Raw genomic sequence first — 15,039 nt, 5'->3', positions numbered from 1 at the left:
TCGTATTGATTTCCACTCTGGTTTGTTCGAAAATGGAATGAAGTCGCCCTTGAAAAGACGCACTTAATTCCAGAGGTACAAACCAGATGAAATCATGTTTCGCAACCCTGCTCGCGGGAGCACTGGCCCTGTCATTGCTCACGACCGGTTCGCCTGCGTACTCACAGGAAAAAGAAACAGCAGCGCTGCCGCAACAGGCCGTTGACTACATTCTCGATCTCCAGAGCGATGACTATCAGGCCCGCCAGAAAGCGACCCGGGAACTGCCTAAGTTTGGCGAACAGGTTGTGCCGCCACTGCTCAAGGTGACCCAGGGGGACAGTCTCGAAGCCGCGGTCCGCGCGATCCTCGTGATCGAACAGGTCTACATTCTGGGGAAAGCTAATTCGGTTGGACCTGCCGAAGACGCACTCGAGAAACTCACGAAGGCGAAAAATCCTTCGGTCGCCATTCGCGCCGAAGAAGCCATCGACCGGCACGCCGACATTCGGGAAAAACGGGCCGTCCGTGAAATCACAAAAATGGGTGGCACGGTCAAACTCTGGACGCCCGAAGACATCGCCAGGACAGCACCGGGCGGCAGCGTGGAACCCGGACAGGTACGCTATGTGGCCCTGGGCTCCAAGTGGACCGGAGGCGAAGACGGCCTGCGGTTCATCAAGCGGGTTCGGAAGTTTCCGGTGCTGTATCTCATCAAAGGACATCCTCTTCCGGACCTTGCACTGGAAGATCTGATGCGGGCACTCCCCGCGACTCAGTTCCAGACCCGCGACAGTGATGCCATGCTGGGCATCACCCACATGACCGGCATCCGGGACCAGGGGGGCTGCCTGGTCGGCGAAGTCTCTGATGGTCTGGCCGCTCAGAAGGCGGGGATCCGCTCGGGAGACTTCATCCTCAAGTTCGACGACAAGCCAGTCGAGAACTTCGATGCCCTCGTGAAACTGATTGGGGGGAAATCAGCCGGCGATGTGGTACAAGTCGAACTGCTTCGTGACGGGATGATCAAGAAACTGCCCGTCACGCTCAGCAGCTGGCTCGACCGCTAAGCGTCGCAACTCAGTTGTGTAACTCACGCAGAAGCTCCAGGGCCGTCTGTCGGATTTTGGTCTCGGCTTCGATCTCCAGGTAACTGCTCCGCGCGGGCCAGGTTTCGTAACCGCCTAACGCATGCTGTGTGGGTGTGGGCAGATAACCGCTCGATCCATTAGCCAGTTCCATGGAGAAGGTAGCACCGAAAGGGCTGCCCGCTTTGATCGCCAGCCCGGTTTCGGTAAAGACTTCACAAGGCAAGCTGACGATACCCAGATCGCCGATGCGAATGGCCTGCAGCTTGATGGTTTCCGTCGCCGGGTACTTGTTGAGTTCGACCGCTTCGGTCGCGTATATTTTCGACCAGGGATGTACGGTTTTCTGTTTCGGATTCGCCAGGATCTCCTGTGCCCAGGCGAGGCGTTCCTCATCCGGCTTACGAATCGCCAGTTCAATTTCGCGCTCGACCATCTCCACTGGAATCTTGCGCTGGTACTGCAACTGTGCCAGGACCTTGATGGTCTGTTCGGCGAACTGCTTTCCCGATTCGTCAATCCATTCGAACGGCTGATACTTCCGCTTGTCCTGTTTCATCACCGCGCCCACATTCCCGCTGGTGCCGTTGGAGAGCATGCCCACAAACGGGGGATGGGATCCGCTCGACTTCAGCTTCTCCGCGAGATATTTCGCGTACGCACCAAAGTAATCGGCGCTGATCTCTCCCTTCCTGTAGCCGCCACAATAATGAATGCTCATATTACCCAGCACTGCCAGCGGAGTACCGTCAGCGTGTTGCACGGAGAGGATCGAACACTGAGGGTCAATGTCAGCCGCGGGTTGAATGATCTGTTTGCTGCGTCCTGAAACCGATTTGATCTGCTCCCCCGCGACACCAAACGGATTCAGTGAGACGCTCCCTTTCTCTGCAAGAAAACGTCGACACGCTGCATATTTACCAGCATCGAAGGAGCCCCAGGCAATCTGGGCCGGCGCGAGATTCTGCTCGGCGGTGATGATCGCCTCGGCCATCTTCTGGATCAGCGCCTGATAGTAGACATCGTCCTGCTCACTTGCGCGACCATAGGGAACGCGGGGTGCCGCATGTGTGTGCGTGCTGGTCATCAGCATTCGATTCGCGGGCAGTCCGGTCTTCTTAAACACGATCTGCTTGACCTGGTCGAAGTAACTCCGCTCGACCATGCAGAGGTCGTTTACGCAGATCGCAACCCGCGTGTTTCCATCATCGAGGACCAGCGCGCGGGAATAGATCCGGTCATGCACTCCTGTCACGGGGCCATTCTTGGAAATCACGCCGTCCAGTGAAACGCCGGGCTCGGGGGTAATGTCGATCATCGCGGCTCCGGCACGCAGCGCCGCCTGTTCCGCTTGGACTTCCGTCACACTGAGCGAAAGCATCCCGAGTGCAGGTACAAACAACAGCAGAACAGAGAATCGTGAAATCATGACAGTCCTTTCGGAGGAACTCAGAGGTCTTGTTTAATCATTCCTGTAGTGCGCATTCCAGGTTGAGCTTCAAAGTATCATCATCCGCAGAGAACGCTTAATCCTGTTTCTGCTCAGCGGCGTTGGCCCGTTCGTTGAGCCACTGTGCCATTTCGTTGGAGACGATAAAGGCCATCGCCCCGCCGCGAGCGTCATTACCGAGAATCGCCATGCGATCGAGATAACCGCGGAGGTTCTTCTGTTTGCCCGTGCCCGTGCAGACATCGACCAGCGTTCCGTTCGGCGCGACCCGGGTTTTGATCCCTTCCCAGGCTTTCTCGATGAGAGGCGTATAGACGCTTTCGTCCAGCCAGCCTTCCCGTACGCCACGAATCATGGCGAAGGTAATCATGCAGGTGGATGTCATTTCCCGGTAGCTTTCCGGATGATCGATTACCTGGTGCCACATGCCCGTCGGATCCTGATGTTTGCTGAGCGCCTCCAGGTGCTGACGATGTCCTTCCACGAACTGTTCCCGCAACGGCGAATGCACGGGCAACTCACTCAAAACCAGCGCCAGTCCCAGCGCTGGGAAACCATTTCCACGACCCCAGGCGGCATCGCTGAGGGGAGAATTTCGATAGATGCCGTCCGGTCGCTGATCCAGTTTCTGGATGAAGCGCCAGTGTTTCATGGCCATGTCGTAGTATTTCGGGTCCCCGGTCAGCCGACCCACAACAGCGAGAATCGGGCATGACATGAAGACCGCATCGCTCATCTCGACATGGTGCGGCATCGACTCTTTCATCTTACCTTGCGCATCAAAGCCCAGATCCGCCGCCTGTTGGGCGTACTTGAGGTAATCCCGGTTGCCGGTTGCTTTGGTCAGCTCGGAAAAGAGCAGGTGCCCGGCGATGACCGAGCCGCCCCCTTTGTTTTCGAGGGGCTGAGGATTCTTCTTCAGATACTCCTGTGTGATTTTCTCGACGTGAGGCAGCCGACTCTGGTCGTTCGTCAGTTCACCCAGTCGAATCTGGCTAATGAGTGAAAGCACGGGCAGATACGAGAGGCGTCCCAGATCGTTGCCGTACACTTTCGAGAGTTGTGTGGCAACCTGGATCGGCGTCCGCTGTTGGCGCTGAATCAGTTCCTCACGCGCGGGAGAGGGCGCTGGAAACGATGTTTCCTTAAGTACCTTCAGCAGTGTGGGGAGGAACGCAGACTTCTCTTGAGTTGAGACTTCCAGACCCAGGGCAGGGATCTGGCCGATCAGAGATGGGGACTCGGTATTCAGAGCGGCAGCCAGTTCCCAGTCGGCGTTCGCGGTTTGCACAGGTGACAACTGCGACTGCAGTCCGCGCACTTCTTTGCGAGCGGTTTTCGGGATGAACCACTGTGGCTGCTGACCTGCGCGGACATCAACCACCAGATCCGGGGCATGCATGCCGATCCACCGCCACAGGTATTGAACTTCCGGTTTCTGAGCATCGTGATAGGCGGGTCCCTGCGGCGGGTAACCTCTGGTCGGATCGCCGCCGGAGGCATTTTTCGCTCCCTGTTGCAGTGCCCAGCCATCCGGATTGGCAATCGGGGCCGCTGAAAGTGAGAACTGTTTCCGCAGCGGTGCTGCTGCTTCGGATCCATAAAACCAGTTGACGGCATCGATCACCGCATCGACGGATGTCTGTGAACCGTCCAGTCCCCCGATCAGCAGGACGCGCGTTTTGTCTGTTTCAAAGTTCAGATCATCGGCAGAGAACACGCAGGGAATCGGCGTCTCCTGGCGAGTGACACCCAGGGCCGAGTGAATCAGCGCCGGTTGTTTTTTCAGTGACTCCAGCCGCTGGGCGACTTTCCCTTTGAAATCAACGGTCGACGGTTCCGTTTTCTCATCGGCAGCGGAGACCACAGCAGCGGGCAGGGAGATCAGGGTTAACAGGCTGAGACACAGGGGCAGCAGGTGCGCGTTCATGGCAGGCAGGTTCCCGGCAGGTATGTTAAAGGGATGAATTTCGAGTTCGAGGAAGCTCCCGTCCATTGTAAATCTGCAGGGAGTCAATTGCCAGCAGGGAATGCGATTGCAGTCTCTGAATTGATCATGAGGGAAAGGGTGGGCACGAATGCAATTCGTGCCGAGCGGAGCGAGCAGGAGGTCGCAGATCTGGCCTGCAAGTTAGAATTGATCTGCCAATCAATCTGGATCAGACAACATCAGGTGCGTCGATTCACTATCCACCGTGCACTCTGCTACCTCCTGTTGCCTGCGGCAATCCCGGATTTTATCCGGGACCACCCACAAGACGTTCTGATGAAATCCGCTTACGGTTCCACGCGCACATGTAACCGCGTCTCTGCTTTCACGGCATCCTCGCGGCTGCGTTCCACCTTCACCAGGTAATCGCCGGGTTTCTGATACGTGTGTTTTGTGATCGCGTAACCATCTTCATTCAGCGGGTTCACATTGCCGTCTGATTTGACCCGGACTTCAGGTGTGCCATCACCGAAGTCCCAGACCTCTTCGCCGAAAGTATTGTTGAATGACCGGACCTTGAAAGTGATCGGCTCCCCCACTTTGTTCTTGAGCGAAGGCCAGTAGCTCGCATGAATCCGGGGCACGTAATGTTCTTTGTCTTTGGGATCGAGGACCATGACTTCCGCGAAATCATAATCGACGTTCCCCGCTTCGTCGGTGACTTTAAGCGTTTCACAATAAATACCAGGAGAGTCATATTTGCGTTCGATCGCAGGGCCCCGGGTGGTCGTGCCGTCACTGAAGATCCATTCGTAATCAACGATGCTGGAATTCACACTGTAGGACTGTACTCCGCTCAGAGTGACCGTGTTACCCGGCAGGACCATGTGTTTGCGACGCGTGTTCGCGACCAGTTTGGGCTGGTATTGATTACGGTATGCTTCCCAGATGAAAGCGTAACCTGCCTGGGTGCCCCACTTGCCCGATGGTTGGCGGCTTTTGATTTCAAAGTGCAGATGCGACCAGCCGCCGCTGGCCCCTTTCTTTCCGAGGATACCGATCTCTTCGCCCTGTTTGATCAGTCGTCCCGGGCGGATGCGATCGTTGATTTTGTGAAGGTGGCTGTAACGGTAATACCAGCCCCGGGCGTCCAGCAGATAGACGACGTCATACCGCGGTTTCACCGGCGTATCTTTTTTGTGACCGTCCAGCACGTCCGTTCCGGAAGAGACCACGATCGCATCGGTGGCCGCGATGACCCGCGTCAGTTTTTCAGCACCGCCGATATCCAGACCGCTGTGATAGTAAATCTTCGGCAGGATCTCATGGCCGCCGTCTACCGGTTCATTGTCGTACCAGGTGCGCGTGGCGAACCAGCGTTGATCGACGGGATAAATAAATGAACCTGGTTTGAGCAGCGGCGAACCATTCGGCCACAGGCGGAGCCGGGCATCTTTGTCGAGCCCCCAGAATGACGGCGTGCCGTTGGAGTTGTAACCGCTGGTAATCGAACAGTCGATCTGCACTTTGCCAATCGTCTGTGGCAGATTATACATGCCCGATTCCAGCTCGATGGTTTCGCCGTCTACTTCTACGGTGACAATCGCACTGCGCACCGCGTTGCGAATCGGGTCGCGGGTCTCCTTGAGATCACAGAGTTTGACTTTGACCTGTTCTCCATTGCCGAGCGTGACGGTCGTCGTTTCACCCACGTTCAGATCAACAACCCGCACGATCGGATCCAGGGCCGGTTTCTCATCTGCCGCGTGTGTCGGGAATCCTGACAGACAGCTGCCCAATAGGATGAGCAGAACGCAGAGCAGAGTACGGGGGGACAGATTCAGCATGGCGGGAGTCTCTCGTTATGGGGTCAACTTTCGGAGGAGGTACGCTGCTGGTCGGCGATCAGACCGGCGATGAAACCGGCTTTGAAGCCTGCATTGATATTAACCACGGTCACATTCGCGGCACAACTGTTGAGCATGCCGAGCAGCGCCGTCAGGCCGCCCAGGCTCGCGCCATAACCGACGCTCGTCGGCACCGCGATCACCGGGCAGGAGACCCAGCCACCGACCACCGAGGGGAGCGCCCCTTCCATTCCGGCAGCCACAATGATGGCCGAAACGTTCTGAATGCGGGGTAACTGTTCGATCAGGCGATGCGGTCCAGCGACGCCCACATCCACAATCAGGTCCGGCTCGTAGCCCATCCAGATCAGTGTTTCCATCGCCTCTTCCGCGACGGGACGATCACTGGTGCCTGCGGTCAGCACCGTGATTTTGCCCTTGGTCAACTCTTCGTCGAAAGCAGCTTCTTTTTCCGGGATGCGAATGGTCCGCGCCACCTGGTTGTAGATCGCCTGGGGAAACTGCTTGAGTACGGTCTCGGCCTGCTCTTCGGAAATCCGTGTGCCCAGGCAGCGTTGTTTTGATTCGAGCAGCAGCGTGAAGATTTCAACCAGCGCGGTGGACGTCTTGCCTTCGCAGTAGATGACTTCGGGATAACCGCAGCGGGAACTGCGATCGAGGTCGATGTTCGCGGAAGAGAGCATTCCCGATTTATGATGTCCCTGGCTCTCCGCCTGCTCGACCGCCTGTTCCACAGAGAGCGTTCCCTGTTTTACCAGTTCAAACAGTTGAGAAAGTTGATCATCTGCCATCAGAGTGCCTCTTTTTCCAGTGTAAAAGCCGGTATATAAAGAAAGAGCAGGATGGCCGAAAGCGACCATCCTGCAAAATTGGTTTTGTGCCGCAGGGCACATTATAGATAACGGGGACCTGAGTCCGCGAGTCTTAGTCCTCTTTCTGTTTCAGATTCGCGATGACGTTGAAGTCTTCCAGCGTCGTGGTATCGCCCACGCTTTCGCGACCAGCGGCGATGTCACGCAGCAGACGTCGCATGATTTTACCACTGCGGGTTTTCGGCAGTGCGGCGGCAAAGCGGATTTCATCCGGTGTCGCGACCACGCCGATCTGAGTTCGCACGTGCTGTTTGAGTTCGTTTTTCAACTCATCGCTGCCATCTTCTGTCGTCAGGGTGACGAAACAGCAGATGCCTTCCCCTTTGATTTCATGGGGGAAACCAACCACGGCTGCTTCCGCAACTTTGGGATGTGCCACCAGGGCGCTTTCAACTTCCATCGTGCTCAGACGGTGACCGGAAACGTTGATCACGTCGTCGATACGACCCATGATCCAGTAGTAACCGTCTTCATCGCGGCGGGCACTGTCGCCGGCCAGGTAACAACCTTCAATGGTGCTGAAGTAGACGTCTTTGAACCGTTCGTGGTCGCCGTACAGGGTTCGCAGCATGTGTGGCCAGGGTTGACGCATTACGAGCAGACCGCCCTGGTTGTCGCCCAGGCTTTCGCCTTCTGCAGTCACGATATCAGGCACAACGCCGGGCAGGGGAGTCGTACAACTGCCGGGCTTGGTCGCGGTGACACCGGGCAGCGGGCTCATCATGATGCCGCCGGTTTCGGTCTGCCACCAGGTATCGACGATCGGGCAGCGTTCCTGTCCGATGACGGTGTGATACCACATCCAGGCTTCGGGGTTGATCGGCTCACCCACGGTTCCCAGCAGACGCAGGCTGGAGAGATCGTACTTGTTGGGCCATTCGTCGCCCCATTTGATGAAGGCACGAATCGCGGTCGGGGCCGTGTAGAAGATATTGACCTGGTACTTTTCGATGATCTCCCAGAAGCGACCTTCATCGGGCCAGTTGGGAGCCCCTTCGTACATCACGGTGGTCGCACCGTTGGCCAGCGGACCGTAGACGATGTAGCTGTGACCGGTGATCCAGCCGATGTCGGCGGTACACCAGTAGGTGTCGTCTTCTTTGAGGTCGAAAACCCACTTGGAGGTCATCATCGTTCCCAGCAGGTAACCGCCGGTGGAGTGCTGCACGCCCTTGGGCTTACCGGTACTTCCGGAAGTGTAAAGGATGAACAGCGGGTGTTCGCTGTCGAGTTCCACCGGATCGCATTCTGCGGAAACGTCTTCCATCAGATCGTGCCACCAGTAGTCGCGATCGGGAACCATATCGACTTCACAGCCGGTGCGACGGTAAACCACGACCTTTTCCACGCTGGGTGATTTTTCCAGGCTCTGGTCGACGGCTTCTTTGAGCGGAATATTCTTACCACGACGCCAGCCGCCATCGGCGGTGATGACCAGTTTGGCCTGGGCGTCATTGTTGCGGTCAGCGATGGCGTCGGCACTGAAACCGCCGAAGATGATCGAGTGTGTCGCCCCGATGCGGGAGCAGGCCAGCATGGCGATCGCCAGTTCGGGAACCATGGGCATATACAGGGTGACGCGGTCGCCGGTCTCAACGCCCAGCTTCTTCAGGCAGTTCGCGAACTTGCAGACTTCGCGGTACAGGTCCTGGTAACGCAGCACGCGGGTATCGCCCGGCTCGCCTTCCCAGACGATAGCGGCCTTGTTTTTCCGCCAGCTGTCGAGGTGACGGTCGATGCAGTTGACCGAAGCGTTGATCTTCCCGCCCGTGAACCATTTGGTCTCGGGCATCTCACCTTCGAGGACCTGATCATAAGGCTGAGACCATTCCAGTCCCTGAGCCAGATCGCCCCAGAAACCGGCCGGATCGTCTTTGGCCCGGTTCCAGAGCTCTTCGTACTGTTCTTTGCTCGAAATATTGGCCTGTTCGACGAACTCGGCTGGCGGCGGAAATGATCGAGTTTCCTGAAGAACACTTTCAATGTTTTCGTTAGCCTGGTCACTCATCGTTGTCATTCCCCTTTGCTTTATTTGGCGAGCGAAATAAGAACCGAAAAATGCTAATCAACGACCTGAATTTTCAGGAGCGTAGATTCGATTCTCTCCCTGTGTCTTGAAGTCGAATTATTAAACAATGCTAAGTTAGCGATTTTAGGGTGCTGTTTTTTTGAAGTCAACAAACGGCCAATCGCTTCCTCTCAGAACGGAATTATGAAAGGTAACCACTTATCTAAGCGTCAAAACAGGGAAAATCAAGCAGAACGGGGTACGGAAGTCACTTTAAATCACCGGAAAGTAACGTAGATTCCCGAATTCTTCCCGAATCGGTCTCTTTTGACGCAGAACCGACCACTGGAGACAATTTGAACACCTGCCCAGAGGCCAGAAGCGGGAAATACAGCCGGATCAGCTTGCCTGCGACTCCATCAGGGCCCGTGCCTTCTGATAAGCGGCTTTCATTTCAGGCGAATCCTGTGTGTGTTCACCTCGAAAGACCATCAACAGACCGAGCCGCGGATGATCGCTGACATTGGGATCGCTGAAATGAATGGTCTGACAGTGATGGATCAGTACATCACCGGCTTTGAGCAGTGCCGGCGTTGCTGTTGCGGCATCAACGTCTTCCGCCAGACCGAACGAATTCCCTTTGACACCTGACGGCGTATGTATCTGCAGACCTGCCTGATGCGAACCACCCACGTATTGCACCGGTCCGTTTTCCGGCGTCACCTCATCCAGGGCGACCCAGACCGTAAGCACGTCCGGCGGCTCCTGGCAGAAGTAGGCATTGTCCTGATGCGGCGGTACACCCGAGCCGACTTTCGCCGGTTTGTTAAACGTCTCCACTCCCATGCAGAGTGGCGTGCCGTTGACCAGGGCAGCGATCAGGGGTTGCAGTTGTGCTGCTTGCGGAAGTTCCGCGAAGAACGGATCGTGGATCTGCATCCGCCAGCAGTTGCGTATCGCGGTGCCATCCGCTTCAAGGACCACATCGTTCTCAGGCACTCCGGGAACCACTTCCCGGTTGTAGCGATCAACCGCGGCACGGATCTCGGCCAGCTGTTCGGCAGAATAGAATTCGGGAATGTGCACAAACCCCTGTTCCCGGTATTCCTGAACGATGGCGTCTTCAGTCATGGCTTTCTCCTCATAGGCAGCCTGGTCAAAATCAGCGCGCTTGCAAGATGCAGATCCCTATCAATCTAATGAGTTGAAATCGGTTTTCCACGATTTTTTCCCAGATTCTTTAATAGAACAGGAAAACGGCACTGGGAGATCGATGTGCGAATCGCTGCTGTCAGAACGGGAGAGAGCGCCAGGCACTGCAGTCAGCTGAGATTCAGCGGCGCATCAAAGTTCGGCGGTGACTCTGCTGGCGAAGCGGGCGGCGGGAAATTTCCTGCCAGTGCCGAATGTCGATTTCATACGGACCGTGTGGCCGATCAAACCCGCCGTAATCCCGATGGTATTTTTCCAGCTTGCCGATCTTCTGATCGACGCGGAGCTCTCCCCGTCGCTGGCTTTTGGGAGACCGACCCCAGACAATCTCCGAACCGCCTGCGGTGATCAGCCGGAAGATCAGATCGTCCAGCGTACTCGCTTCGCTCAGGCGGGGAGGCGCGGCGATCGCGACGATTTCCAGTTCCTTCCAGTGCGGCGAAAGTGCTTCGGCCAGCTGGGCAGCACCGGTGACGGTGACATCGCCCCAGGCATTTCCAGGAGGGCCGGCGGGAACCGATTCGACGCCGGTAATCACCGGGTAGCGGCGGGCATCGGAGACCGAAAAGTCTTCGGGAGGCAGCAGGACGCCCGCGTTGTCGACGGGTAACAGACGCTGTTTGAATTCCACCATCGCTGCCGGCTTACGGAACTGCAGCTCGACTTCAACCGTACTCGTCTTGCGAACCGAGACGACTTTTTGGACCCAGGGATGTTTCTGGAATGCTTCCGCAACCTTTATGACCAGATCCCGATCCAGCAGCGAGACCTTCTCAGGCAGCTGGTTGCGTTTGATCACCTGATCGACCAGATCAATGGGGACGTAGTGGGGAGGGGCGGGAATCAGCGACAGACTGCGGGTTTCAATCTGGTATTGTTCCTGTTCTGCCAGATCGGGGAGCTGATCCTTGAGCTTCTGCGAAAAGAACCAGACGGTAATTCCCACCGCCAGAATCAAAAGCACCTTGGGACGAAACAGCAGGCGGACCAGTCGCGCGGGGCTCAGCGCAGACCGTTCTTCGTCCAGCACTTCCTCTTCTTCTTCGATCTCTGCGACCTGTTTTTTAGCCGGGACTTTTTTCTTCGTCGGCTTCTTTTTAGATGCTTTGCGACTCATGAGCTCTGATTGATGTGTTCCATTCTGGTGCGCGCGACGCAACCTCAGCGCACCGTCCCCTGCATTAACATTATCGCAATCTCAAGCAGCGCGAGTTGTGGCACACCACAGAAAAGTCAGAATTCCCGCTGGGCACAGGCCGTCTGGGTAAACTTTATCAGTTTTGCGGGCGGGTGGTGGCTTTCGCCAGGCGGCTGAGCAGGACCCGTTCGCACAATTCACCAAAGTCGAGACCCGCCTGAGCGGCCGCTTTGGGGACCAGCGAATGGTCGGTGAATCCGGGAATGGTATTCACTTCCAGTACCCAGGGCTGCTGAAAGCGATCCAGCAGGATATCGACCCGTACGATGCCGCTCGTTCCCAGTGCCTGGCAGGCACCGACGCCCGTTTTAATGATCGACTGAATCACGTTCGTGGGCTGCTGGAACTCGAAGTGATACTGAGTCGAGTCTTCCAGGTACTTGGCTTCGTAGTCGAAGAATTCGTGAGGCGTTTCGATCTGAATCAAAGGCAGCACGTCGTCGTCCACGAGGCTGACGGTCCATTCTGTACCCGCGATTGCCGACTCCATAATGCCGAAAGAGTCATAATGAAAACAGCGGGACAGCGCCTGCGGCAGTTCTTCGGGCGATTTGACAATCGTCACCCCGAGACTGGAGCCCTGGGCATCCGGCTTGACCACCAGTGGATAACCCATGCTGCGGGCATGCTGTTCGATGCGCTGGGCATCGTCTGATTCGTGAATCAATACGTATGAAGGCGTGCTCACATTCTGCTGTATGAAACGTTCCTTGGAGGCCGACTTGCTGAAGGCCAGCTTGGAAGTGGGAGCATCGCAACCGGAGTATGGAACACCTAAACGTTCGAGTGTGGCCTGGATGGTGCCGTCTTCGCCGTAGGTTCCGTGCAATGCCAGGAACACGACGTCGCAGGTCGACCAGTCATAGGTTTCGAGATCGACCAGGGAAGGATCGACCGTCACCACCTGATGTCCTCGCGCAGTCAACGCGCGCGACACATTCTCGCCACTCTTCAGGCTGATGTCACTTTCGGCAGATTCCCCGCCGGCAAGTACCACAATGTTTAAAGGGGTCGAGGGTTGTGCTGGTGAATGGCTCATCGGGTCGCCTCCTTGCTTCCGGCCATAATATCGCTTGGATTTTCAACGTTGAAATTCTGAGATCTTCAAAGATTCGGGGGGATTCTAGCAGTTGGTCACCAATCTGCAAATGGTGATCTTGTCAGAATAGTGAATGTTAAATCAGGAAAAGCGGGTGTGTTAGGGTGTGGTTTATTGCAGTAATCGAAAGGTCTTGCGCAGACCGCGATAAGCCTTTTTCCCCAGGGATTCCGGGGCAACCACGATTTTGGCCTGTCCGGAAGCGTGAATCACGGGTTGTTCGTCTGTCACATCCAGTTTGACCCTTACCAGGTAGGAAGTGCTGCTGAGTCGCCGCTTGCCCTCGGCATCGACTTCAGTAATCACCTCTTCCCGGTGAATCAGGTTGGGGTGCAGATCTTCGAGATCGATCTCCGCGATGTCGTCGATCGTGCCTGTGATGACCTGATCCGGAAATTCGTCGAGCAGAATCCGCACGGTCTGTCCGGCCTGCACATACTCGACGTCCTCCTGATCCACAATCAGGCTGGCCTGCAGCGCGCGGGGATTTCCCAGCGAACAGAGCCAGGTCCCCCGCTTCAGAAAGCAGTGCTGGTTATCCGCATCGAAGGGAGAGCCGACCCAGTCGGGCAACTCCGCTGCATCGGCAGGTGCGGGTGTACGGGGCGCGGGAATCAAAGTCCCTCCCACGGGGGCAGTCAGGGTGAGACGGCGTTGATCGGTGAGTCGTTGTGCGAGCTGGTCCTTGAGATCGGTCAGCTGTTCCTCGGCGGTGGGCAGTTCGCGGGCGGCATCGGGATCGTCGACCTGACGCGTCTTGAGCGTGGTGATGCGAATCTGCTGTTCGCTGATCTGTCCTTTGAGCTTGAGAATTTCCAGATCGATCTGATCGTTCTGCAGGCGGGCAATGAGGGCTCCTGGTTCGACCACGGTTTGAGGGCTGGCGATGGAAGCGACAAACCCCGGGGACGTGACATAGACGTGCTTCGCGTCCTGCAGTTCAATCAACGCCGGGGCAGAGATACGGTGCGGGAAGGGAATCAGCAGCAGCCCCATCAGGAGCAGGAGGACCAGTGCCGCACGCCGGACAAAACGACCGCCGTCGATGCGACCCGCGTTCGCGTAAGTCTGAATTTCCTTGATTCCGGATTTGACGGGCACGATCAGCATTCCCAAAAAGATGAAGGCTCCCATGACCTGCGCGATGATTTCCAGGCCGTAGGGTTCCAGTACATAATAACAGACGGTCAGAATCAGAAACACAACCAGCCAGCGGTAAATCGCCGAGGCAACCCCGTAGGCAAACAGAAAACGCCGCAGCCGTCGGGGTTCGCGGAGCAGGGTGTCTGCCTTGTGTCCGAAGAAAAAATGATGCACGCGGTTGGAAACAATAGTCTGGGCCCGCTGTCTGAGGTTCGGCACCTCGACCAGGTCCAGCAGAATGTAGTAGCCATCGTAGCGGAGCAGCGGATTGCCGTTGAGCAGCAGTGTACTCACCGAGCAGACGAAGACGATATTCAGGCAGAGCGAATGAAACAGACCGGGATACGTAAACCACCAGAGAAACACGCAGACCGATGAGATCACCAGTTCTACGAGGATGCCCGCCGCGCTCACGATGATCCGGTGCCACTTCTGCGTCATCGTCCACGCATCGCTGACGTTGACGTACAGGCAGGGGATGAAGGCCAGCAGCATGACGCCCATTTCGCGACACTCCCCGCCAAAGTGTCGGCAGGCGAGCGCGTGACCCAGCTCGTGCAGGATCTTGACCAGCGCCAGACTGACCCCGAGCAGAACCAGGTTCTTCGCTTCAAAAAAGGTGGTGAACTCGGGCAGTTGGGCGACAACTGCATCGAAGTGTGTGAAGACGAGCGTCACTGCCGAGGCAAACAGCAGCAGCGTCGCCAGCAGAAACCAGGGAGTAAAGCAGAGCGCCGCGACCGGCTGCAGCCAGGTCAGCAGTCGATGTGGGTCAACGCCCCGGAAGCGAATGGCCAGCGGATTCATCCAGCGGGCCCGCCGGGCCTGTTGCTGTTTCTGTATCTGACGTTCCAGCAGAATTTCACCCTGCCCGAGGGCATCAGCCAGAATCAGACCTGCTTCATGCAGTCGCGATAAAAAGCCCTGCAGGTGTGAGGCTTCCAGTTTCTGAGGCAGGAACTTTTTTTCGTACTGCCTGCGGATACTTTCGAACGAAGCCACGCCGTCCAGCTGTTTGAGGATGAAGTATTCCTCGTCCCTGAGCTGATAGTACTGGAGCGAAAACGGATCCTTGATGCCCCAGTACGTCTTGCCGCCAAACTGAAGCGGCTGCACCTGCAGGTCGGCCCGCATTCGCAGGTGCAGGGGCTGGTTCGAATAGTTCTGGGCACCGATAGACATCAGGGAGGAC

Annotated in this window: 10 protein-coding genes; 1 reads left to right on the top strand and 9 read right to left on the bottom strand. The window is 56.7% G+C overall.

All coding sequences use genetic code 11. The features are described 5' to 3' along the window. Nucleotides 1-86: 86 nt before the first annotated feature. Nucleotides 87-1,049 carry a PDZ domain-containing protein gene (locus FYZ48_RS20025; protein WP_149343648.1) on the top strand — a complete coding sequence of 321 codons (963 nt, stop codon included), beginning with the start codon at nucleotides 87-89 and terminating at the stop codon, nucleotides 1,047-1,049. Nucleotides 1,050-1,059: 10 nt separating this feature from the next. On the opposite strand, the gene FYZ48_RS20020 is transcribed toward FYZ48_RS20025, so the two are convergent. From FYZ48_RS20020 to FYZ48_RS19980, 9 genes are all read right to left on the bottom strand, one after another. Further along, nucleotides 1,060-2,496 (bottom strand): neutral/alkaline non-lysosomal ceramidase N-terminal domain-containing protein, encoded by a 1,437-nt coding sequence (locus FYZ48_RS20020; protein ID WP_149343646.1) that lies wholly within the window; start codon nucleotides 2,494-2,496, stop codon nucleotides 1,060-1,062. Between the two features lie 97 nt (nucleotides 2,497-2,593). After that, the gene (locus FYZ48_RS20015) at nucleotides 2,594-4,513 is read right to left on the bottom strand and encodes a glycoside hydrolase family 88 protein (protein ID WP_149343644.1); all 1,920 of its coding nucleotides are present in this window, start codon (nucleotides 4,511-4,513) and stop codon (nucleotides 2,594-2,596) included. Between the two features lie 281 nt (nucleotides 4,514-4,794). Further along, entirely contained in the window at nucleotides 4,795-6,294 is a 1,500-nt protein-coding gene (locus tag FYZ48_RS20010; RefSeq protein ID WP_149343642.1) for a PKD domain-containing protein, read from the bottom strand. Between the two features lie 23 nt (nucleotides 6,295-6,317). Next, the gene (gene larB / locus FYZ48_RS20005) at nucleotides 6,318-7,106 is read right to left on the bottom strand and encodes a nickel pincer cofactor biosynthesis protein LarB (protein WP_149343640.1); all 789 of its coding nucleotides are present in this window, start codon (nucleotides 7,104-7,106) and stop codon (nucleotides 6,318-6,320) included. A gap of 133 nt (nucleotides 7,107-7,239) precedes the next feature. Beyond that, nucleotides 7,240-9,195 carry an acetate--CoA ligase gene (gene acs / locus FYZ48_RS20000; RefSeq protein WP_149343638.1) on the bottom strand — a complete coding sequence of 652 codons (1,956 nt, stop codon included), beginning with the start codon at nucleotides 9,193-9,195 and terminating at the stop codon, nucleotides 7,240-7,242. A 399-nt stretch (nucleotides 9,196-9,594) separates the two neighbouring features. Further along, nucleotides 9,595-10,326 carry a phytanoyl-CoA dioxygenase family protein gene (locus tag FYZ48_RS19995; protein ID WP_149343636.1) on the bottom strand — a complete coding sequence of 244 codons (732 nt, stop codon included), beginning with the start codon at nucleotides 10,324-10,326 and terminating at the stop codon, nucleotides 9,595-9,597. Between the two features lie 202 nt (nucleotides 10,327-10,528). Continuing rightward, nucleotides 10,529-11,524 carry a cell division protein FtsQ/DivIB gene (locus FYZ48_RS19990; RefSeq protein ID WP_149343634.1) on the bottom strand — a complete coding sequence of 332 codons (996 nt, stop codon included), beginning with the start codon at nucleotides 11,522-11,524 and terminating at the stop codon, nucleotides 10,529-10,531. A gap of 157 nt (nucleotides 11,525-11,681) precedes the next feature. Then, nucleotides 11,682-12,644 (bottom strand): D-alanine--D-alanine ligase, encoded by a 963-nt coding sequence (locus tag FYZ48_RS19985; protein WP_149343632.1) that lies wholly within the window; start codon nucleotides 12,642-12,644, stop codon nucleotides 11,682-11,684. A 171-nt stretch (nucleotides 12,645-12,815) separates the two neighbouring features. After that, a complete protein-coding gene (locus FYZ48_RS19980; RefSeq protein ID WP_149343630.1) occupies nucleotides 12,816-15,029 on the bottom strand; it encodes a site-2 protease family protein in 2,214 nt (737 codons plus the stop codon). Between the last annotated feature and the right edge of the window lie 10 nt (nucleotides 15,030-15,039).

The sequence above is a fragment of the Gimesia chilikensis genome (assembly GCF_008329715.1).
GTDB lineage: Bacteria > Planctomycetota > Planctomycetia > Planctomycetales > Planctomycetaceae > Gimesia > Gimesia chilikensis.
Note: the sequence above shows the minus strand (reverse complement) of the source record. Positions and strands in the feature narration are given on the sequence as shown.

Bases quoted from the DNA above. Each gene is read 5' to 3' on its own strand.
- FYZ48_RS20025 (WP_149343648.1), top strand. From the start codon at position 87: ATGAAATCATGTTTCGCAACCCTGCTCGCGGGAGCACTGGCCCTGTCA.
- FYZ48_RS20020 (WP_149343646.1), bottom strand. From the start codon at position 2,496: ATGATTTCACGATTCTCTGTTCTGCTGTTGTTTGTACCTGCACTCGGG.
- FYZ48_RS20015 (WP_149343644.1), bottom strand. From the start codon at position 4,513: ATGGACGGGAGCTTCCTCGAACTCGAAATTCATCCCTTTAACATACCT.
- FYZ48_RS20010 (WP_149343642.1), bottom strand. From the start codon at position 6,294: ATGCTGAATCTGTCCCCCCGTACTCTGCTCTGCGTTCTGCTCATCCTA.
- larB (WP_149343640.1), bottom strand. From the start codon at position 7,106: ATGGCAGATGATCAACTTTCTCAACTGTTTGAACTGGTAAAACAGGGA.
- acs (WP_149343638.1), bottom strand. From the start codon at position 9,195: ATGAGTGACCAGGCTAACGAAAACATTGAAAGTGTTCTTCAGGAAACT.
- FYZ48_RS19995 (WP_149343636.1), bottom strand. From the start codon at position 10,326: ATGACTGAAGACGCCATCGTTCAGGAATACCGGGAACAGGGGTTTGTG.
- FYZ48_RS19990 (WP_149343634.1), bottom strand. From the start codon at position 11,524: ATGAGTCGCAAAGCATCTAAAAAGAAGCCGACGAAGAAAAAAGTCCCG.
- FYZ48_RS19985 (WP_149343632.1), bottom strand. From the start codon at position 12,644: ATGAGCCATTCACCAGCACAACCCTCGACCCCTTTAAACATTGTGGTA.
- FYZ48_RS19980 (WP_149343630.1), bottom strand. From the start codon at position 15,029: ATGTCTATCGGTGCCCAGAACTATTCGAACCAGCCCCTGCACCTGCGA.